We start from the raw sequence: 20,928 nt of genomic DNA, 5'->3' as shown, positions 1-20,928 counted from the left end.
CCCACCAGTGGGGAGAGAGGGACACGGCGAGGGACATCGAGCTTGCAGCCATTGCGCGGCTCAGAACGGGCCGCGGAACTGGGTCTGGTAGGCGAGCTTGGCGCGCTCGGAATTGGGATCCCATTCCGGCGCCTTGGGCTCGATCATGCGGCGCGCCTGTGTCGCGATGGTGGCGGGGTTCGGATAGAACAGCGCCTCCAAGGGCGGGCTGGTCGGGCAGGTCGTGGGCGCGAAGCCCATGCGCCGCATCAAAATGGCGCGGTCCGCGCTCTCCGCCGTGCGGGCCAGGATCTCGGCGCTGGCGCCGCAATTGGTCCAGGCATTGTCGACCACCAGCAGCCGGCCGGTGCGCGAGGCCGAGGCCAGGATGGTGGCGAAGTCGAGCGGCACCAGCGAGATCGGGTCGATCACCTCGGCCTCGATGCCGGCCTCGTGCAGCAGCTCCGCCGCGCGCAGGCATTCGACCAGCATGTTGGAGATGCCGACCAGGGTGATGTCCTTGCCCTTGCGGGCGACGCGCGCCTTGCCGAATTCCTGCACATAGGGCTCTTCCGGCACGTTCGCCTCGGTGCCGTAGAGCAGGCGGTGCTCGACGAAGATCACCGGATTGTCGTCGCGGATCGCCGCGATCAGGCAGCCCTTCACGTCATGCGCATTGGACGGCGCCACCACTTTGAGGCCGGGCACGTGCATGAACATGGAATGCAGGCCCTGGCTGTGCTGCGCGCCCTGGCCCCAGGACTTGCCGATCATGGAGCGCACCACCATCGGCACCTTGACCTGGCCGCCATACATGTAGCGGGCCTTGGCGGCGATGTTGACCAGCTGGTTCATGCACAGCATCAGGAAATCCATCCGGATGTGCACATGGACCGGCCGCATGCCGGCCATGGCCGCACCGATGGCGACGCCGGTCATCGCGTCTTCGGAAAGCGGTGTGGTGAACACCCGCTCGGCGCCGAAGCGCTGCAGCAGGCCACGGGTCGAGCCCTGGATCGCCTTGTGGTCGTCGACATCGAGGCCGAACAGGAAGACGGAAGGATCGAGCTCCATCTCCTGAGCCAGCGCCTCGGCGATGGCGTCGACATATTTCAGCGTGCGCAGGCCGTTCTTGCCCGAGGGGCCAGGCCCAGAGCTGGGCCCAGAGCTAGGCGTAGACATCGGCCGTCAGCTCCTTCGGGTCGGGCCAGGGGCTCTGCTCGGCGAAGGCGACCGCGTCGGCGATCTCCGCCTCGATCGCCGCATCGACCTTCGCCCGCGCCTCCGCCTTCAGCATGCCGCCGATGCGGGCGACCTGATCGGTCTTCTGCCAAGCCTCCAGATCGGAATGCGGGCGATAGCCGGCGTCGTAATCCTCGGCCGGGCCAACATGCTCGCGCCAGCGATAGGTCAGGCATTCCATGAAGGCCGGGCCGCTCTCGCGCTTGCGCATCTTCTCGACATAGCCGGCGGCGGATTCGCGGATCGCCAGCACGTCGCCATCGGCGATGCGTGTGGTGGGCAGACCGAAACCCGCGGCGCGGTCGCAGAGCTTCTCGGATGCCCAGCGCTTGGCGAGCGGCGTGTGGATGGCGAAGCCGTTGTTCTCGCAGACGAACAGCACCGGCAGTCGGTGCAGCGAGGCAAAGTTGAGGCTCTCGTAGAACACGCCTTCTTCCGTCGCACCGTCGCCGAACAGCGCCACGGCGACGCGGCCCTTGCCCTCGCGCTTCAGCGCCAGCGCGTAGCCGACGGCGAGCGGGATGGTGGTGCCGACCACGGCGGAGGCGCCGAGCACATGGCGCGCCGCATCGATCAGGTGCATCGAGCCGCCCTTGCCGGCGGCGACGCCGGTCGCCTTGCCGTACATCTCGGCCATCATGCCGCGCAGCGAGCCGCCCTTGGCAAGATAGAGCGCATGGCTGCGATAGGTCGGCGCCACCACGTCTTCCGGCCGCAGCGGATCGCAGATGCCGGTCGCCACGGCCTCCTGGCCGATGGCGAGATGGACGGGGCTCTTGATCCTGTCGCTCGGGTAGATGCGCGCCGTCTCTTCCTCGGCGCGGCGGATCAGGCGGAGCGAACGGTAGATGCGTGCGAGGTCGGCCTCGGGAAGCATGCCGGCGGACGGCCCTGAAAAATGAACGGGAATGAAGCGATTCGACGCAGTCTGGGGCGGCGAAAAACCGCGGCGAAACTGCGGTTTGCCCCCCTGTTTGTCAAGCTTTTACAGGTGGTAGACGAGATCGCGCCGCAACCTGGCGTGCAGCCACCAGGCGGCCAGGCAGGCCAGCCCCGCCATGCCGACCGAGGTCGCGAACAGCTTGGCCGAGGGCAGGATGCCGCCATGCACCACCAGGATGGAGGGCAGGATCATCAGCGCGAAGGGATTGTAGTTGACGATGAAGCGGAACGGCTCCGGCACCATGTCGACGGAATAGACCACCGGCACCAGCCAGAACATCATGGCGAGAAACACCTGCAACAGATGCGGCAGGTCGCGAAAATAGACCGACAGGAAGGCGACGGCCACGGCCACGGCGCCTGTGAACACGACGAGCGGCGCCAGCACGATGGGCAACGCGCAGGCCACCGCGGCGGGCGCGCCGAATACCAGCGCGGCGAGCAGCAGCAGCGCCAGATAGGCGAGCGCGAACATGATCAGTTCCGCCGCCACGTCGGCGATCACGAACACGATCGGCGGCACCAGCGAGGATTGCAGCACGTCGCGCCGGCTGGTCAGCGACTGGGTCACCGTGTTCAAGGTGGTGGCGAGGAAGGTCCAGGGAATAATGCCGGCGACGAGGTAGAGGCCGTAATTGGCGATCGGCACGCGCATGAAATGCGCGAAGACCAGGAACAGGATCAGGGTCGTGGCGATCGGATTGGCCAGCGACCAGAGCGCGCCGAGACTGGATCCCACATAGCGCCGCTGCACGCGCACCCAGCCGAGATAGAGCGCGGTGCGCGCAAGGTGCCGCAGCCCGGAGGCCGGGCCCTGCGCCGCGGGGTCGGTCCGGTCCGTCATGCGGCGCCCCGATAGGTCCGCCGATAGAGATCCAGCACGTCGGCCGTCGGCCCGTCGGCAGCAATGCGCCCCTCGGCCAGCATCAGGCAGCGGGTGCAGAGCGCCTCGATCGGCGCCAGGTTGTGGCTCACCAGGAACACGATCGGCGTGGTGCGGATGCGCGCCGTCATCGCCGCGGTGGCGCGGCGCAGGAAGGCCTCGTCGCCGGTGGCGAAGATCTCGTCGAGGATCAGGATGTCGGGCGTCTGGAACAGGGTGACGGCGAAGGCGAGCCGCGCCTGCTGGCCCGAGCTCAAGAGCTGCACCGGCAGATGCGCGCGGTGGCCAAGCTCGGCGAAATCGAGAATGGCTTCCTGCAATGCCGGCGACCAAGCTTCCAGCCGCCCCATATGCGCGAGTGCCAGCTTGATGTTGGTCGCGGCCGAAAGCTCGTGATCGAAGCCGATCCCCTGCGCGATCACCGGCGCAATGGAGCCGACGACATGGCGGCTGCCTTCCGCGAGCGGATAGATGCCGGCCACCGCCTTCAGCAACGTGGTCTTGCCGCTGCCGTTGCGGCCGACGATGCCGACCCGCTCGCCCGGCCGCACCGCAAGGTCGATCTGGCGCAGCAGCGCGACGCACCGGCGTGCCTCGCCGCGGATGCCGTGGATCAGACGGCGCTTCACGGTCTCCGCCGCCGGGCGGACCGGCACGCTGACCACCGCGCCGCGCAGATCGACGACCGGCTCGCGCCCGTCGCCGCGGGCAGCGGCGGGACGCGCGCCGCGGTGGAAAACCGGCGGCAGCGGGTCGGTCGACCACGCCCAGGGATCCGCATCGATCAGCGCTTCGACCTCGGCCCGGCTCGCCGCCTGGTGCACGCTGCGGCGGCAGCTGCCGGTTCGGATGCGCTCGGGATCGAAGGGCAGATCGTCGAGCGCAACGCCGTAGAAACGGTCCGCATGGCGGAGCACGGCATAGTGGCTGCCCTGGTGGCGCGCGACGATCGTCTCCGCCGCCTCACCGCCCCGCTCTCCCGTTTCGTTCATCCGCGTCCGTTTCGCGTGAGGACTCGCCGTAGGTCCGCCCGGGCGCGGTATAGCCGTGCGCCCGCGACGGGGTCAAACAGCGGGGGCGGCCATTTCCCGGTTGTCACGGCAGGCGGCGGTATTCCGCCAGCAGAGCGGGCCACCGCCGGCGCCAGCAGCAATCGTGGTCGAAATCGGCCAGCACGATCACCGCGACCGGCGCGCCCTCGGGAAAGCGGGCGGCATAGCTCTGCGTCACCGCCGGCGGCGCGATCCGGTCGCGCCCGCCGACGAGGTGCACCTGGCGAACATGCGCAAGATCGGCGACCAGATCGGCCGGGTTGAGCGAGCCGTGCAGCGGCGTCACGCCATGAGTCGCGGTCCACAGCGCGCTGTCGAGATAGGCCGCCGCCGTCATCAGAAAGGCAACGTCCCGCCGGCGCGCGGCGACCAGCGCCGCCGCGACACCCCCGCCCGACTTGCCGTGCAGGACGATGCGGCGGGCACCGCTCGCCGCCTTCTCGCGATCGATCGCCAGCGACAGCGCGGCGATGACTTCCGGCGCGTGGCGGCGGCCGGCCCAATAGACCGAATCGCAACGCACAAGCTCGGCCGCGGCGAGGAACTGGCAGGGCCGGCCGAGATAAAGCCGGCTGGCACCCTGATCGGCCAGCGCCAGGCGAAAGGCGTCGGGCTCCGGCGGAGTCGGATCAGCGGGCTGCCGCTGGCCTGCCCATTCGGCACCGTCGCCTTCGATATAGACGATCAGTTCGGGGCTGCCGGCGAGAAAGCGGCGATAGCCGATGAAGGAGAACCGTTCCGCCGCATACTCGGTCCGCGTCCAGCCGTCGCGCGCCGCCAGGCCCTCGATCAGCGCGCGGCCTTCCTGGATCGGCTCCAGCACCGCGCCGCAGCCGGCCAGCAGGCCGGCGCAAAGCAGAAGGGCCAGCCTGAAAAAGCTGGCCCTTCGCGTCGCGCGCGACCGCGCGAGTGGATCAGAACGCCATGCGGATGTTGGCGGAGAGCGTGTAGACATCCAGACTGTCGCGCCCTTCCTGGCTGGTCGCCAGCAGACCGCCCGACAGCGCGCCGTAGTTGAAGTTGACGCCGAGGCCGACCACGAAGCCGGTGCGGTCGGGCTTGGTCGACTGCGTGGTGATACCGCCGCCATTGGTCAGGTTGACGCCGTTCGGCGAATCGAACTCATGCTCCAACCGGCCCATGAGATAGGGCGTGATGCCGCCGAAATCATAGCCGACGGAGGCGCCGACGCGGCCCTGGCCGATGGTGCGATCCTGCCGGCCGACGGCAAAGCCGAGGCTGGTGGTATGCGCATCGTCTTCCTCGTCGATGTGGAGATAGCCGACCGAGGCACCGAGCCGCCACTGCCCGACCGGGTAATTGAAGCCGAGATTGCCGCTCGCATACCAGCGATCGGTATCGTACTTCTCGCTGCCGCCGGCGCCGGTCGACGCATCGGCGTCGAGCCAGGAGAAGCCGAGCGTGCCGGACAGCGTGAAGTACTGGCCGAGCCGGATCGCGACATAGGGGCCGACGGTCCAGCCGTCGCGCTCGAACTTGCCGAGCGCGCTCTGCAGCTTCAGGTCGGTGTTCTCGTAGGCGGCCGAGATGCCGATGATGACGTTGTCAATGACGAGGTAGTCGAGCCCGAAGCCGACCGAGTAGGAATCGCCGTCGAACCTCAGGTTGGACTTGTCGTAGTCGATATCCGAATAGGCGCCGTTGAGCCACAGACCGTAGCGGCGCTGGCCGCCCTGGCCGGCGAGGCCGGTGCCCTGGCCGAAGCCCTTGTTGCCGACGCTGGTGCCGACCTGCGCGACCGCCAGCGGCGAGAAGGCGCTGTTGCTGGCGAGTTGGGAGATGCGGGATTCGGTCGGCGCGGCGTTGGTGACGGTGGCAATGCGGGTCACCGCGAGGCTGGAAGCGACAGCGGAAGCGCCGGGGCCGTTACCATCGGACGGCAGCTCTGACCCGTAGGCGTATTGTGCCTGCGCCGGCCGCGCCAGCAACGCCAAGCCCAAGACAACAGCGCCTGCGACTACGCTCCAAACTTGCCGCTTCATGATGCACCCCTCTTGGAACGCAAAATCCGCATCTGCCGCACCCGCCGCCGCAGACACATCACGCTCAGCGTTCACCTTGATGGATAACAGCTTTTCCCGCCTAACAAAAGGTTAGGTGGACGCCTCGCCATTTGGTTAACGGCATTGTGTGGTGTTTCGGCAACATCTTGGAAATGCGAACAGAATCATCCCCCTGCGGCCTGCAGACGGCGACGCATCGCAGGATCCACCGGGATCATCCGGTCGACGCCGAGCGCCAATGCCCGGCTCATCCGCTGCAGCCCGAGCCGGGCGATTGCGTCGTCGGTGTCGAGCAGCATCGCATTGCCGGTGAACCACAAGCTGATCGGATCGTCCGGCCGTCGCGCGAGCCACCGGTTGCCCAGCGCGATTGCTTCGGCCCGCCGCCCGCCGGCGATCGCCCAGCCGTAATAGCCGACCGCGACATCGCTTCGGCCCGGTGCCAGGGCGCCGAACGCATCCAGGCGCGCCGACCAATTGTCGAATAAGGTCGCCAAGCGGGCCCGCGCGCCCGCGAACTCGCCGAGATGTGCCAGCCGCCCGCGCAGATCGAGCCCCCAGAACAGCAGGTAGACCGCCCCGTCGCGCGCGCTGCGCTGCTCGGCGAGGCAGACGAAGGCGGCAAGGCGGTCGAGCAGCGCCGGCGACCAGCCCTCGGTCCGGGCCTTGCTCTCGGCGCCGTAGATTTGCGAGCCGTAGAGCCGCGCGAGGCCGAGGTCGCCGCGCCAGGCCTCGGCAGGAAAATCGGCACAGGCCGCCTCCGGCGCCGAGGCGAGGCGCACGTCGGTGCGGACGAACTGGCGCTGCGCCGCGACGCCGAACGGCAACAGGAAGGCGACCGCGCCGGCCAGTGCCAGCGCACAGCCCGACGGCGGCAATGCGGCGGCGATCGGCCGCCAGGCCGGCACGGCGCGACGGCGCGCCAGGGCGGCGAAGGCGATCGCCTGAAACGCGAAGCTGGCCGGGCTCTGGAACCAGAAGCAGATGGTGGCGGCATAGGCCAGCGCGGTGGCGGCGGCGAGGGCACGATAGCGCGGCTCGGCACCGATGATCGCGGCGACCGGCAGCGCCGCGAACAGCACGGCGCCCGGAATCCCGGCGCTGATCAGAGCTTCCAGGACGCCATGGTGGCTGTGGAAATAGTCGCGCGCGGCGAGGTCCCAGGATTGGTCGAGCCCGGTCTGCCCGGCGTGGTCGAGGCCGCGCAGCAAGGTCAGCACGTCATGCCCCCAACCCTGGCCGGTCAGCCAGCGCGACGCCGCGCCGCCGAACCCGGCCAGCGCCACCTTGGCCGCCAGCATGCGTGACGAGATCGTCGCCAGAAATCCGGATGCGCCGAGCAGCCAGATGAACGCAAGGCCGAGCAACGGCGCAACGATGGCCAGCGCGACGGCAGCCGGGCGCCACCAGCGTTCGAGATGCGGCCGCCGGCGCATCAGGCGATCAGCCCCGAAAGCAAGCGGCGTCGCCAGCAGCACCGCGGCGATGGCCGCGAGATTGCGCGACATCGCGAGCGGCACCAGGCCAGCGGCCAGCGCCGCGCCCCAGAGCCAGCGCGCCGCGGCGTCGCGACCGCCCGCCATGCCGCCGCCGAGCCCGACAACGATCGCCGGCGTGAATAGGCCGAAGAAGGCCAGCCAGTCCGGATAGAAAAAGATTCGCGTCGCCGCGCCGAGAAAAAGCAGCGCGAAGGCCAAGGACGCGGCGAGCGCCGTGGCGGCGACCACCCGCGCGGCCGGCACCGCGTCGCGCAGCATCATGGTGGCTGCCGACCAGACCGCCATGTCGAGGAAGAGCAGCGCACCCTCCGAGGTTTGCGGCGCGCCGAACACCGAAAGCCAGGGATACTCCGCCGCCGGTGCGACCAGTGTGCTCCACACCGCCAGCGCGAAGGGCACCAGCACGACCGGCGCCTGCAGGGTCGATGCGACGGCGCCGGGCCAGGCCCTGGCCGCCAGGGCCAGGCCGAGCGCCGCCAGCAGCGCCCCGACATGCAGGGTCAGGCCGATCGCCTCGCTGGTGCCCCAGACGCCGAGCCGCAGCGGGGTCAGGCCGATCGCGCCGGCGGCCAGCGACAGCATCAGGCCGAACGCCATCAGCCATCGGGACGCCGTTGCCGCCCGGCCTGACATCGATTCGCGTGTCTCCTTAGGATCTGGTTCGTATACCGGCCCGGCCGGCGGCTTGGCATGATGCGTCGCCACGCCGAAGGCGCGCAACCCGGACCGGAGACAGCCCGCTGAGCGAACCAGATGCGCCCGCGCCGTCGGTGACGGTGATCGTCGTCGTGCACAATGCCGGGGCGCATCTGGCACGCTGCCTCGCCGCGCTCGAAGCCCAGACCTTCGGCGGCTTCGAGGCGATCGTCTGCGACAATGCTTCGACCGACGGTGCCTTCGCCGCGGCACGCGGCGCCAGCACCGATCCCCGCCTGCGATTCGTGCCGATGGGCGGCAATCTGGGCTTTGCCGCCGCCAACAATCGGGCCGCCGCCGCCGCGCGCGGAACCTGGCTCGCGCTGCTGAACCCCGATGCGATCCCCGCGCCCGATTGGCTGGAGCGGCTGCTCGCCGCCACAAAGCGACATGCCGATGTCGATGCCTTCGCCTCGCTGCAGCTCGACGCTGCCGATCCGGCGCGGCTCGACGGCGCCGGCGATGCGCTGAGCGCCTGGGGCATTCCCTGGCGCGGCGGCTTCGGGCAGCGGCTGCAGCCGTTCCGCGAAGCCGAATGCTTCAGCGCCTGTGCTGCCGCGGCGCTCTACCGCACCGAGCGCTTCCGCGCCCTGGACGGTTTCGCGGAGGCCTTCTTCTGCTTCTGCGAGGATGTCGATTTCGGCTTCCGCCTGCGCCTCGCGGGCGGAAAGAGCGTGCTGGTGCCGGATGCCATCGTGCGGCACTGGGGCGGCGCCAGCGCCGGCCGGCGCTCGGATTTCGCCGTCTATCACGGCGCCCGCAACCGGCTATGGCTGCTGCTACGCTGCATGCCGATGCCGCTGCTCGCGGTGATGCTTACACCTCATGTCGCCGCAACCCTCGCCCTGCTCGCTGCAGCGGCGCTGCGCGGCCGGGCGCCGGCCTTTCTGCGCGGCTTGCGCGATGCCTGCGCCGGGCTGCCCCAGCGCTGGGCGGAGCGCCGACATATTCAGGCGGCACGCCGGGTGCCGGCCGGCGCCATTGCCGCGGCACTGGTCTGGTCGCCGCTCAAGGCGATCCGGCGCGCCCCGGCGCTATGGTCGCCACGAGAGCCCGCCCCGCGAATCTGAGCCAGACCAGCGCGATCAGGGCCGCCAGCGCGGGGCGCGGCAGCCCGGCGCCGAAATGCCGCCGCAGATAGCGCACGAAGCCGCGTGCCTTGTGGCCTTCCACCGTCACGGCCGGCGCATCGCTGGTGCCGCCGCAATGCAGCACGCGCGCCGACGGCACACAGAGAATGCGGCCGCCCGACGCATTGATGCGCTGGCAGAGATCGAGATCCTCGACATGCAGGAAATAGCCTTCGTCAAAGCCGCCGAGCGCCTGCAGGCGCTCGCGCCGGATCGCCAGGCCGGCACCCGAACAGGCGGCGATGGCGAAGGGTGCGGCCGGCATCGCCATGCGATGCAGGTTCAGGCGGGGAAACGCCTTGGGAAACACGAGGTCGAGCCGGAGTGCCTCCCCCAGCATGCTGCGCGGCGTGAGGGCGTTGCGCGGCGTGCCGGGCTGTACGCGGCCTCGACCGTCGACCAGGAGTGGCGCCGCAACCCAGGCGCCCGGATCGGCTGCAAGCGCGGCAAGCAGCGCCGGCAGCACCGCCGGTGCCGGCTCCGTATCGGGATTGAGGAACAGGATGACCGGTTCGCTGGTGCGCGCGGCGCCGAGATTGCAGCCGCGCGCGAAGCCGACATTACCGTGGCCGGTGAGCAGGTCGATCCGCGGCTCGGCCGCGGCCATGGCGCGCAGGCGGTCGACCGTCGCCACGTCGTTGCCGTTGTCGACGACAACGAGTTGCGCCGCCTCCGGCGCAGCGAGGACCGAGGCGATGCAGCGCCAGAGCAGCGGTCCGGTGCGATAGGTGACGACGACGACCGCGGCGCGCACCGGCGATCAGCGCCGGTCGCGGGCCGGATTCTTGCTCTGCCCGTTGGCCGGGGGCGACGGCGGCGGTGTGCCGTCCTTCTGCAGCGGCAATATCTCGATCGCGCTGTCGATGATCCAGCCGGCATTGCCGCCGACCGCGATCAGCACCCATTCGCCGCTGCGCTCGATCAGATAGCCGTCGTTGCGCCCCTGGGCGAGGGTGGCGACCGTGGCGCAATCCGCGGCGCCACAGGAGCGCAGCGGGGCGGCACGCTCGAGCACAAGGAATGTCGAGGGGCTGATCGGCTCGGCCGGCGGGCCGGCGAGCGGCGCGCGCAAGGTCACGGCCGGCAGCGGCGCCACCGGGCGCGGCTCCGCCGGCAGCGGCAGCTCCGCCTCCATCTCGAGCAACAGCGGGCGCCCGGGCGCCACGCCCCAGGCGCGTATGACCGTGTTGTCGCAGCGCGGCACGTGGCCGAGCAGGATTTCCGCCACCCAGCCGGATTCGGTCAGATTGCGATGCACGCTCTTCGCGATATCGGGGCGCGGCCGGCCGACCGCGGCACTGGCGAAGATCTGGTCGCAGGCGGACAGCAGGACCTTGCCGACCCGCATGCCGAGCGCCGGATCGCCGGCCCAGCCGGTGATCTCGAGCAGGTCATCCTGGCGCAGGTTGCCCTGCTGGGTCGCGTCGGCACGGCCGAGAATGCGGGCGCGCTCGATCGCGCCGCCCCGCGCCGGCACCGGGGCGATCTGCCAGTTGGACAGCGGATAGGTGGTGGCCGAGCTGTCGACCATGCGCGGCGGCAGCGGCGTCGTATCGAGCGGCTTCACCGCGCCGCCGGGAGTGGACGCAGAGGGTGCGGGCGTGACCGGCGCCGGCGCCTCGGCCACGCGGGGCGGCGGCGTGGGTCCGCCGAACTGCAGGAACCACGCGGCCACCGCCACCACCAGCGCCACCACGGCCACCACGCCGGCAATCACGGCAGTGTGGCCGCGGCGGGGTTCCGGCTCGATATCGTCCAGCGGGTCTTGCTCGTGGTCGCTCAATTCGGGCGTCTCGGCGCGATTCGCGGGGTTTCGCAACCGGCAAGCTGCCGCGAAACCCTGCCATGAGCAACCGGCAGCTTGCCGCCCCTCCCCCGCGCCCTAAGATCGCCACAGCCCAGTTTTCAGAAAGTGAGTCCAGAACTCGTATGGAGAAGTTCGGAACCGCCCAGGCGCTGCGCCGATTCGAGGACCAGCGGCTGATCACCGGCAATGGCCGCTATGTCGATGACATCAACCTGCCCGATCAAGTGTATGGCTATGTAGTGCGGTCGCCGCATGCCCATGCACGGATCAAGGGTATCGACGTCGCGGCCGCCACCGCCGTGCCCGGCGTGCTGGGAGTCTTGACGGCCAAGGACCTGGCCGCCGACGGCATCGGCCCCCGGCCCTGCCTGGTACCCCTGAAGAACAAGGACGGGACCGACCGCGCCAGCCCGGTCTTTCCGGTGCTGGCGACCGAAAAGGTCCGCTTCGTCGGCGATGCCGTCGCCTTCGTGGTGGCTGAGACCCTGACTGAGGCGCGCGACGCGGCCGAACAGGTGATGGTCGACTATGCCGAGGAGCCGGGCGTCGCCGACATGCGCGATGCGCTCAAGCCCGGCGCGCCGCAGATCCATGCCGAGGCGCCCGGCAATCTCTGCTTCGACTGGCACCAGGGCGACAAGGCGAAGGTCGACGAAGCCTTCGCCGCGGCGAAGCACAAGGTCGCGATCGAAGTCGTGAACAACCGTGTCGTCGTCGCCTCGATGGAAGCGCGCGCCGCGCTGGCAAGCTACGACGCGACGAGCGACCGCTACACGCTCCACACCAACACCCAGGGCGTGCATTCGGTGCGTCGCATGTTGGCCGAGATGGTGCTGAAGGTCCCGTCCGAGAAGCTGCGCGTGATCACGCCGGATGTCGGCGGCGGCTTCGGCATGAAGCTGTTCCTCTATGCCGAACACGTGCTGGTGACCTATGCGGCGAAGAAGCTCGGGCGACCGGTCAAGTGGACCAGCGAGCGCGCCGAGGCCTTCCTCAGCGACACCCAGGGCCGCGACAACCTGAGCCAGGCCGAGATCGCGCTGGACGCCGACGGCAAGATCCTGGCACTCCGGGTCGCCACGCTCGCCAATCTCGGCGCCTATCTCTCCAACTTCGCGCCGTTTATCCCGACCATGGCGGGTTCGCGCGTGCTGTCGGTGCAGTACCGCATGCCGCAGATCTACGTCGAGGTGAAGGGCGTGCTGACCAACACCGTGCCGATCGACGCCTATCGCGGCGCCGGGCGGCCGGAGGCGAACTACCTGGTCGAGCGGCTGATCGACAAGGCGGCGCGCGTCACCGGTATCGACGCGGTGGAATTGCGCCGGCGCAACTTCATCCCGCCGAGCGCGATGCCCTATGCGACGCCGACCGGCCTCAACTACGACAGCGGCGAGTTCGCGCAGAACCTGGAACTGGCGCTGAAGGCCGCCGACCGGGCGGGCTTCGCCGCCCGCAAGGCGGCATCGAAAGCCAAGGGCAAGGCCCGCGGCTTCGGCATCGCCTGCTACCTCGAGGCGACGGCCGGCCCAACCGAGGAACGCGCCGAGATCAAGTTCGAGGCCGATGGCAGCGTCATCCTTCTGGTCGGCACGCAATCGACCGGCCAGGGTCACGAGACCGCCTATATGCAGCTGGTCAACGAGAAGCTTGGTATCCCCTACGACAAGATCCGCGTCGTGCAGGGCGATAGCGACCTGATCAAGTCGGGCGGCGGCACCGGCGGCGCGCGCTCGCTCTATTCCGAGGGCGGCGCCCTGGTCGGCGCCGCCGACAAGGTGATCGACAAGGGCAGGCAGATCGCCGGCCACCTGCTGGAGACGGCGACCGCCGATATCGAGTTCGCGCAAGGCCGCTTCCGCATCGCCGGCACCGATCGCGGCCTGTCGCTGTTCGATGTCGCCCAGGCGGCGCGCGACCCGGCGAAGCGGCCGGCCGGCATGGAAGGCGGCCTCGACGCCGACGAGGTGTTCAAGGTCGCCGGCACCTTCCCGAACGGCTGCCATATCGCCGAGGTGGAGGTGGAGCCGGATACCGGCCGCGTGCAGCTCGTCGGCTATACCGTGGTCGACGATATGGGCCGGGTGATCAACCCGATGATCCTGGAAGGCCAGGCGCATGGCGGCATCGCGCAGGGCGTCGGCCAGGCCCTGATCGAGCACACGGCCTATGATGCCAACGGGCAGCTGCTGAGCGGATCGTTCATGGATTACGGCCTGCCGCGCGCCGACGACCTGCCGGATATCGGCTTCCAGCTCAACGTGGTGCCGGCCACCACCAACGTGCTCGGCGTCAAGGGCGCCGGCGAGGCCGGCACGGTCGGCGCCGCGCCGGCCGTGATGAACGCGCTGGTCGACGCGCTGGCCGAGTACGGCGTGACGCATGTCGACATGCCGGCGACGCCGGAAGCGGTGTGGCGCGCGATCAGGGGCGCGAAGGCGGCGTAGCAGCCGGGACCGAGCGAGCCGCGCGTCTCGTAGACGGCAGTGCGCCGCGGCAAGCGAAATGAGTTGCCGGAATGGGCCGCGGCGATTCAGGATCGTCATGGCCGGGCTTGACCCGGCCATCCACGCGGTAGCGACAGCTCAGCGGAGAGCCGTGGATGCCCGGGTCAAGCCCGGGCATGACACGTTACTGCTCTTGGGGGCGAAGACTCACCATGACCACTGATGCCGGCTTGAAGCCGCCCGCCAGCGCGCCCGCGTCGCAAGCGATCTGGCTCGCCGCCATGCCCGGCGTGTTCGTCGTGCTGTGGAGCACCGGCTTCATCGGCGCCAAGTTCGGCCTGCCGTATATCGAGCCGCTGACCTTTCTCGGCATCCGCTTCGCCATCGTCGCCGCCATCCTGATCGTGGTCGCGCTCGCGGTCGGCGCGCCCTGGCCGCGCGGCGCGCAGGCCGGCCATCAGGTGGTCGCCGGCCTGCTGCTGCACGGCGTCTATCTCGGCGGCGTGTTCGCCTCGATCCATCACGGCGTCGAGGCCGGCGTCTCCGCACTGATCACCGGCATTCAGCCGCTGCTGGTTGCGCTCGCCGCCGGCCCGTTCCTCGGCGAGACGGTGACGGCGCGGCAATGGCTTGGTTTCCTGCTCGGGCTGGCCGGCGTCGTGCTGGTGGTGTGGGAGAAACTGGCGCTCGGCCTCGGCACGCCGTTCGGCATGGGGCTTTCCGTGCTGGCGCTGTTCGGCATGACCGCCGGCACGCTCTACCAGAAGAAGTTCTGCGGTCCCGCGGATCTGCGCAGCGGCAATGCCGTCCAGTTCGTCGCCGCGGCCATCGCCATGCTGGGCCTCGCCTGGCTCATCGAGACCATGCAGGTGGAATGGTCGGGCCGGCTGATCTTCGCCATGACCTGGCTGATCTTCGTGCTGTCGCTCGGCGCCATCACCTTGCTGTTCCTCCTGATCCGCCGCGGCGCCGCCTCGCAGGTATCGAGCCTGATGTTCCTGGTGCCGCCCTGCACCGCGGTGATCGCCTGGTTCCTGTTCGACGAGCGGCTGGCGCCGGTCTCGATCGCCGGCATGGTGCTGATCGCGGTCGGCGTGGCGCTGGTCAATGTCCGCCGCTAGGCCGAGCCCGCCGCGCTATCCGCCGCTGCCGCCGGGCGATGCCTGGGTCTTTGCCTATGGCTCGCTGATGTGGAATCCGGGCTTCGCGCCGGTGGAGAGCCGGCCTGCTTTGCTGCGCGGCTATCACCGGGCCTTCTGCATCCATTCCACGCTCTATCGCGGCACGCCGGAGGCGCCCGGCCTGGTGCTCGGCCTCGACCGCGGCGGGGCCTGCCGCGGCATCGCGCACCGCATCGGGGCGCGCGACCGCGAGATGGTGCTGACCTATCTGTGGAACCGCGAGATGGTCTACGAGGTCTATGCCGTGCGGGTGCTGCCGGTCTTCCTCGAGCGGCATCCGCCGGTGCAGGCGGTCACGTTCGTCGCCAATCCGGCCGACCCGGCCTATGCCGGTCGCCTGTCGCCCGCGCATATCGCCGAGGTGATCGCCCGCAGCCGCGGCCAGAGCGGCAGCAATGTCGAGTATCTGCGCGACACCGTGCGGCACCTGGACGAGCTCGGCATCCGCGCCGGCAAGGCGCATGACGTCGTGGCGCTGCTGGAAAAGGGCCCGCGCGTCTGACCGCCCGGCCCCAGCGATAGGTGCCATGCGCCGGGCGCCTTGGACCGCGGCGGCGGCGCTTGCTAGCCTTGGACCAGCGAGGAGGAAACGGCAATGCAACCTGCGGCCGCCTTTGCCAGCCTGGAAGAGCTCGTCCGCCAGATTCCCGATGGCGCCAGCATCACCGTCCCGGTCGACGGCGCGGGTGTCGCCCTGGCGGCGACGCTCGCGCTGATCCGCCGCGGCGCGCGCGGCCTCAATCTGATCACGGCGCCGAACAGCGGGCTGCAGGCCGACCTGCTGATCGGGGCCGGCTGCGTCGCCGCCATCGAGACGGCCGGGGTAACCTTCGGCGAATATGGCGGCGCGCCGCGCTTCGTCGATGCCGTGCGCCGGGGCACCATTACGGTCAAGGACACCACCTGCCCGGCGGTCTTCGCCCAGCTGCAGGCGGCCGAGAAGGGCCAGCCCTTCACCACCTTGCGCGGCATCCTCGGCACCGACCTCTTGGCCAACCGGCCGGACTGGGCGGTGATCGACAACCCCTTCCTGCCCGGCGACAAGGTGGTGGCGCTGCCGGCGATGCGCGCCGATATCGCCCTGTTCCATGCGCCGATGGCGGATGCGGAAGGCAATGTCTGGATAGGCCGGCGGCGCGAGCTCTTGACCATGGCGCATGCCGCGAAGACCACGCTGGTCACGGTGGAGGAAGTGCGCGACGGCAGCTTCCTCGACGACGAGCAGCTCGCCGCCGGCACCATCCCGGCGATGTATCTCGGCGCCGTCGCCGAAGCGAAGCGCGGCGCCACGCCGCTCGGACTGGCCGGCCGCTATGGCGTCGATGACGGCTTCCTGCGCGACTATGTCGAGCTGGCCCGCAGCGAGGCCGGATTCGCCCGCATGCTCGATCGGCTGATGGGGGCTGCGAGGGCCGCGGCGGAATGAGCGACATCGCCTACACGACGAAGGAACTGCTGATCTCGGTGATCGCGCCGCTGCTCGCGGGCTGCCGCCACGTCGCCTGCGGCGCCTCGTCGCCGATCCCCGGTTCCGCCGCGCTGTTGACGCGGATGCGCTCGCACGGGCAGATGCGGGTGACGGTGCTGGGCTCGCAGAAGAACAACTTCTTCACCAACGGCAATGGCGAGCTGTTCGACGTCGCCGGCACCGGCCGGCTCGACACCTTCTTCCTCGGCGGCGGCCAGATCGACGGTCAGGCCAACATCAACCTGGTCGGCGCCGGCGGCACCTATCCGCGCAACGACGTGCGCTGGCCCGGCAGCTTCGGATCCGCCTATCTCTATTTCGTGGTGCCGAAGGTGATCCTGTTCCGCGAAGAGCACACGCGGCGCGTGTTCGTGCCCAAGGTGGATTTCATCAGCGCGCCGGGGGTGAGCGAGCCCGGCATCTACCGCCCCGGCGGGCCGCGCCACCTCGTGACCAATCTCGCGCTGTTCGACTTCGATCCCGCACGCGTGCGCTTCGTGTTGAAGAGCGTGCATCCGGGCCACAGCGTGGAAGAGGTGCTCGATAACACCGGTTTCGATTTCGACCGGCCGGATGTGGTGCCGGAGACGCCGGCGCCGGACGCCGCGACGCTGGCCGCCCTGCGCGGCACCATCCGGCGCGAGATCGCCGAAACCTATCCCCGCTTCGCCGAAACCGCCTTCGCGGCGTAGAAATCAGTTTAACCACGGAGTACGCGGAGGACTCGGAGGCACGCGGAGAATTTCAGGGCGCTTCGCGCGGAAGACCACTCTCCGTGTGCCTCCGAGTCCTCCGCGCTCTCCGTGGTGAAAAGAGGAGCATTGACGTTGTCCGAACAGAAACCCGCAGGCGCCTTGGCCGGCGTGAAGGTGGTGGATCTGAGCCGCGTGCTGGGTGGGCCCTATTGCACGCAGATGCTGGCCGATCACGGCGCCGAGGTGATCAAGGTCGAACCGCCGCAGGGCGACGAGACACGCGACTGGGGCCCGCCGTTCAAGGACGGCCTGTCGGCGTATTTCTCCGGCATCAACCGCAACAAGCGCTCGATCGGGCTCGACATCGCCAGGCCCGAGGGCCGCGCCGTGCTGCTGCGCCTGTTGGAAGGCGCCGACGTGCTGATCGAGAACTTCAAGGCCGGCACGATGGAGAAATGGGGCATCGGCTATGCGCAGTTGTCGGCGAAATTCCCCCGGCTGATCCATGCCCGCATCACCGGCTTCGGCTCGGAAGGCCCGCTCGGCGGCTTCCCCGGCTACGACGCGATGGTGGCGGCCTGGGCGGGCCTGATGTCGGTCAACGGCTCGCCTGAATCGGGGCCAATGCGGCTCGGCGTGCCGCTGGTCGATATCGGCACCGGCCTCAATGCGGCCGGCGGCATCCTGATGGCGATGCTGGAGCGCGGCCGCTCCGGCAAGGGCCAGTTCCTGGAGACGACGCTGTTCGACACCGCGCTGACCTTCCAGCACCCGCACGCGCCGAACGTGCTGATGGATCCCACCTACGTGCCGAAGCCGACCGGCAACCGGCATCCGACCGTCGTGCCCTACCAGGTGGTGCAGGCCAAGGGCCGCGCCGTGCTGGTCGGCGCCGGCAATGACGGCCAATTCCGGAAGTTCTGCGCCGCGCTCGGCCGGCCCGAGCTGGCCGACGATCCGCGCTTCCGCACCAACAAGGACCGCCAGGCCAATCGCGACGTCCTCGCCGACATCATCGAGCCGCTGGTGGCGGCCCAGGATGGCGAGGCGCTCGCCATGCAGCTGATGAATCTCGGCGTGCCGGCCGGCGCGCTGCTCACCGTGCCCGACGTGCTGAACCACCCGCATACCAAGGCGCGCGAGATGGTGGTGGAGAAGGACGGCTATCGCGGCACCGGCATCCCCATCAAGTTCGGCCGCACGCCGGCCGAGGTACGGCGCAAGCCCCCGCTGTTCGGCCAGCACACCCGCGAGGTGCTGGGCGAAGCCGGTTATGCCGCGCCCGATATCGACAAGCTGATCGCCGACGGCATCGCCCTGGTCGAACGGCGCAAGTGAGCCGCGTGAAGCGGACGGCACTGTAGAGGCCGCCCGCTTCCCGCGCGGTCACCGCCCGACGGCGGCGAGGATGTTGCGCGCGCCGGAGACCAGCAGCCCGAGATCGCCGCCGGCGATGACCATGTGGTAGCCGCGGGCGAACAGCTCCTTGTCCGGCGTGTTGTGATAGGAGACCGAGGCGAGCCATTTGCCGGATTTCAGGATGCGCTCCTCGGCGCGGCGCACCAGCGCCTTGACCTCCGGATCCTCGAACTGGTCGAGCTTTCCGATCGAGCCGGAGAGATCGCGCGGGCCGATGAAGATCATGTCGATGCCGGGCACCGCCGCGATGTCGGGGATGCGCTCTACCGCCGCCGCGCTCTCCACCTGCACGGCGACGATCAGCTCCTCGCCGATCTTCTGCTTGTAGTCCTTGGTGTAGCCGTAGGTCGCCGCGCGGATGCTGCCGGCGGCGCCGCGGATGCCGACCGGCGGGTAGTAGCAGGCATCGGCGACCGCCTTCGCCTGGGCCGCGTTCTCCACCATCGGACAGATCACGCCTTCGATGCCGGCGTCGAGCACGCGCTTGAAATAGACGAGGTCGTTCCACGGCACGCGCATGATCGAGCCGGTATCGGTGCCCTGCATGGCGCGCAGCTGGTCGATCAGGTTGGGAATGGTGCCGGGGCCGTGCTCCTGGTCGATGGCGAGGAAGTCGAGCCCGCTATGGGTCAGCACTTCGGCATTGTCGGCGCCGGTGCCGTTCAGCCACACGCCGATCAGCTGCTTGCCGGCCTTCAGCTTGGCCTTCATCGGATTCTTGCGGAACATCGTCATTGTCCTCCCTTGGCGAGATGCAGTTGCAGGCCGAGCCAGCGCCAATGGCCATCCGGACCCGGAACGGTGCAATTGACGCGCGTGCGCCCCGCCGGCAGGTCGCGGGCGAGCCGGACGGCCACGCGACGGCCATCGATGTCGAGGTCGAGCGGGCCGGTCTCGTTCGAGGCGAAACAGGCGAGCCGGTCGAGCGCACCGACCGCGGGCTCGACGGTGAAGCCGATCTCGGGGCGCGCGCTGCTCAGCGCCGGATCGGCCGGCTCCAGACCGGTCACCGGCAGCGGCAGCGCGTTGATCGCCACCAGGAAGCGCGTCATGCCGCCCTGGGCCTCGTTCATCGGAAAGCGCGGCAAGGCCCACCAGTCGGAGCCCGCATGCACCACGCCCGATTGCTGCCCGAAGGCGGCCACGTGGCCGGAGCCGACCACGGCATCGCGCACCCCGGCATTCCACTCGCCATAGGGGTAGGCGAAGAAGGCCGCCGGCCGGCCGATCTCGGCCTCGATGCGGCGCCGCGCCTGCGCCAGTTCCTCCGCGATGCGTGCGGGCGACTGGTCGGCCAGATGCGGATGCGCCACCGTCAGGCTGCCGATCTCGATGCCGCTCTCGGCCATCTCGCGAAGCTGCGCCCAGCTCATGTAGCCCGGCACCGCACGGTCGAGCGCGTTGGTGGTGACGAACAAGGTCGCCGGCAGGCCAGCCCGTTTCAGCCGCGGCCAGGCTTCGAGGAAGACCGATTCATGCGTGCCGTCGATGGTGATGGCGAGCGAGCGCTCCGGCAGCGTCCGCCGCTCGCGCAGGGCCGCCAGCGCCTCGGACAGCGGCAGCACGCTCCAACCGCCGCTCGTGATTTCGGCAAGATGTGCCTCGAACTGCTCGATGCGGATGCCGCGGCCGCCATCGGCGCCGAAGCGCCCATAGGCGAGCACCGGCAGATGGTCCCATGCGACAGCCGGCGAGGCGACCGTCATCGCGCCGCAGATGAGCGCGAACGCGGCGCGGAGGGTGGGACGGTTAATGGTCATCCGGGGAGTGAGGTTGCGCGAACGGGACCAATGACTAGTCTGGAACGGTTCGTGAATGAAGTCACTTCCCCTGCTTCCCCGGGGCCATGCCTCGACCGGCAGACCAACCTTCAAGAAGGGCCGACATGCTGACCGACGCCGCCCTGGACACCATCTTCCGCGCCGCGCGCACGCACAACGTGTGGAGCGACAAGCCCGTCTCCGAGATCACGCTACGAGCGCTGTACGATCTGATGCGCTGGGGCCCGACCTCGGCCAACTGCTCGCCGGCGCGCATCGTCTTCGTGCAATCGAAGGAGGCGAAGCATAAGCTGGCGCCGGCGCTCTCCGCCGGCAATCTGGACAAGACCATGCAGGCGCCGGTCTGCGCCATCATCGCCTACGACCTGGATTTCAACGAGCAGATCCCCAAGCTGTTCCCGCAGAAGCCGGAGGCCAAGGACTGGTTCAACGGCCCGGCGCGCGAGATCACGGCATTCCGCAACGGCTCGCTGCAGGGCGGCTATTTCATCATCGCCGCGCGCTCGCTCGGTCTCGATTGCGGCGCGATGTCGGGCTTCGACAACGCGAAGGTGGATGCGGCGTTCTTCCCCGGCGGCCGCATCAAGTCCAACTTCCTCTGCAACATCGGTTACGGGGATCCCTCCGGCGTGTTCCCGCGCAACCCGCGGCTCGATTTCGACGAAGCCTGCCAGATCGTGTAG

The 20,928-nt window shown here is 69.5% G+C and carries 19 protein-coding genes; 8 read left to right on the top strand and 11 right to left on the bottom strand.

Going from position 1 to position 20,928, the window contains the following annotated elements; all coding sequences use genetic code 11:
• Positions 1-60 precede the first annotated feature (60 nt).
• From DT074_RS14360 to DT074_RS28075, 7 genes are all read right to left on the bottom strand, one after another.
• Complete coding sequence (locus DT074_RS14360) at positions 61-1,161, bottom strand: alpha-ketoacid dehydrogenase subunit beta (protein WP_119420545.1); 1,101 nt, start codon at positions 1,159-1,161, stop codon at positions 61-63.
• A complete protein-coding gene (locus tag DT074_RS14355; RefSeq protein ID WP_119420544.1) occupies positions 1,148-2,098 on the bottom strand; it encodes a thiamine pyrophosphate-dependent dehydrogenase E1 component subunit alpha in 951 nt (316 codons plus the stop codon). The genes DT074_RS14360 and DT074_RS14355 overlap by 14 nt, the downstream gene beginning before the upstream one ends.
• Positions 2,099-2,206: 108 nt before the next feature.
• Positions 2,207-3,007: an ABC transporter permease gene (locus tag DT074_RS14350; RefSeq protein WP_119420543.1), complete on the bottom strand. Its 801-nt coding sequence runs from the start codon at positions 3,005-3,007 to the stop codon at positions 2,207-2,209.
• Complete coding sequence (locus tag DT074_RS14345) at positions 3,004-4,038, bottom strand: ABC transporter ATP-binding protein (protein ID WP_119420542.1); 1,035 nt, start codon at positions 4,036-4,038, stop codon at positions 3,004-3,006. The genes DT074_RS14350 and DT074_RS14345 overlap by 4 nt, the downstream gene beginning before the upstream one ends.
• 103 nt (positions 4,039-4,141) lie before the next feature.
• The gene (locus DT074_RS14340; protein WP_119420541.1) at positions 4,142-4,921 is read right to left on the bottom strand and encodes an alpha/beta hydrolase; all 780 of its coding nucleotides are present in this window, start codon (positions 4,919-4,921) and stop codon (positions 4,142-4,144) included.
• Positions 4,922-5,012: 91 nt separating this feature from the next.
• On the bottom strand, positions 5,013-5,948 hold the full coding sequence (locus DT074_RS14335; RefSeq protein WP_162914905.1) for an autotransporter outer membrane beta-barrel domain-containing protein: 936 nt from the start codon (positions 5,946-5,948) through the stop codon (positions 5,013-5,015).
• 338 nt (positions 5,949-6,286) lie between these two features.
• A complete protein-coding gene (locus tag DT074_RS28075; RefSeq protein ID WP_162914904.1) occupies positions 6,287-8,218 on the bottom strand; it encodes a hypothetical protein in 1,932 nt (643 codons plus the stop codon).
• A 173-nt stretch (positions 8,219-8,391) separates the two neighbouring features.
• On the opposite strand from DT074_RS28075, the gene DT074_RS14325 reads away from it, so the two are divergent.
• Positions 8,392-9,387 carry a glycosyltransferase family 2 protein gene (locus tag DT074_RS14325; RefSeq protein WP_368744674.1) on the top strand — a complete coding sequence of 332 codons (996 nt, stop codon included), beginning with the start codon at positions 8,392-8,394 and terminating at the stop codon, positions 9,385-9,387.
• Here the strand turns inward: DT074_RS14325 and DT074_RS14320 are convergent.
• A complete protein-coding gene (locus DT074_RS14320) occupies positions 9,326-10,201 on the bottom strand; it encodes a glycosyltransferase family 2 protein (RefSeq protein WP_119420538.1) in 876 nt (291 codons plus the stop codon). The genes DT074_RS14325 and DT074_RS14320 overlap by 62 nt on opposite strands.
• Positions 10,202-10,207: 6 nt before the next feature.
• Entirely contained in the window at positions 10,208-11,230 is a 1,023-nt protein-coding gene (locus tag DT074_RS14315; RefSeq protein WP_119420537.1) for a hypothetical protein, read from the bottom strand.
• 146 nt (positions 11,231-11,376) lie between these two features.
• Between DT074_RS14315 and DT074_RS14310 the strand changes: the two genes are divergently transcribed.
• From DT074_RS14310 to DT074_RS14280, 6 genes are all read left to right on the top strand, one after another.
• Complete coding sequence (locus DT074_RS14310) at positions 11,377-13,701, top strand: xanthine dehydrogenase family protein molybdopterin-binding subunit (RefSeq protein ID WP_119420536.1); 2,325 nt, start codon at positions 11,377-11,379, stop codon at positions 13,699-13,701.
• A 212-nt stretch (positions 13,702-13,913) separates the two neighbouring features.
• Complete coding sequence (locus DT074_RS14300; protein ID WP_119420535.1) at positions 13,914-14,822, top strand: DMT family transporter; 909 nt, start codon at positions 13,914-13,916, stop codon at positions 14,820-14,822.
• The gene (locus DT074_RS14295; protein ID WP_119420534.1) at positions 14,809-15,384 is read left to right on the top strand and encodes a gamma-glutamylcyclotransferase; all 576 of its coding nucleotides are present in this window, start codon (positions 14,809-14,811) and stop codon (positions 15,382-15,384) included. Before DT074_RS14300 ends, DT074_RS14295 begins: the two co-directional genes overlap by 14 nt.
• A 93-nt stretch (positions 15,385-15,477) precedes the next feature.
• Positions 15,478-16,308 (top strand): CoA transferase subunit A, encoded by an 831-nt coding sequence (locus DT074_RS14290; protein WP_119420533.1) that lies wholly within the window; start codon positions 15,478-15,480, stop codon positions 16,306-16,308.
• On the top strand, positions 16,305-17,042 hold the full coding sequence (locus DT074_RS14285; RefSeq protein WP_119420532.1) for a CoA-transferase: 738 nt from the start codon (positions 16,305-16,307) through the stop codon (positions 17,040-17,042). The genes DT074_RS14290 and DT074_RS14285 overlap by 4 nt, the downstream gene beginning before the upstream one ends.
• A 135-nt stretch (positions 17,043-17,177) precedes the next feature.
• Positions 17,178-18,383 carry a CaiB/BaiF CoA transferase family protein gene (locus DT074_RS14280; RefSeq protein WP_119420531.1) on the top strand — a complete coding sequence of 402 codons (1,206 nt, stop codon included), beginning with the start codon at positions 17,178-17,180 and terminating at the stop codon, positions 18,381-18,383.
• Between the two features lie 48 nt (positions 18,384-18,431).
• On the opposite strand, the gene DT074_RS14275 is transcribed toward DT074_RS14280, so the two are convergent.
• Positions 18,432-19,193: an HpcH/HpaI aldolase family protein gene (locus DT074_RS14275; protein WP_162914903.1), complete on the bottom strand. Its 762-nt coding sequence runs from the start codon at positions 19,191-19,193 to the stop codon at positions 18,432-18,434.
• Between the two features lie 2 nt (positions 19,194-19,195).
• Positions 19,196-20,170, bottom strand: a complete 975-nt coding sequence (locus DT074_RS14270; protein WP_162914902.1) for a polysaccharide deacetylase family protein — start codon at positions 20,168-20,170, stop codon at positions 19,196-19,198.
• Between the two features lie 179 nt (positions 20,171-20,349).
• Here DT074_RS14270 and DT074_RS14265 point away from each other — a divergent pair, with 179 nt between their 5' ends.
• Entirely contained in the window at positions 20,350-20,928 is a 579-nt protein-coding gene (locus tag DT074_RS14265) for a malonic semialdehyde reductase (RefSeq protein WP_368744673.1), read from the top strand.

This window comes from Desertibaculum subflavum, from assembly GCA_003576705.1.
Taxonomy (GTDB): domain Bacteria; phylum Pseudomonadota; class Alphaproteobacteria; order Ferrovibrionales; family Ferrovibrionaceae; genus Desertibaculum; species Desertibaculum subflavum.
The sequence above is the reverse complement of the archived record's forward strand: the minus strand, read 5'-3'. Positions and strand labels throughout refer to the sequence as shown.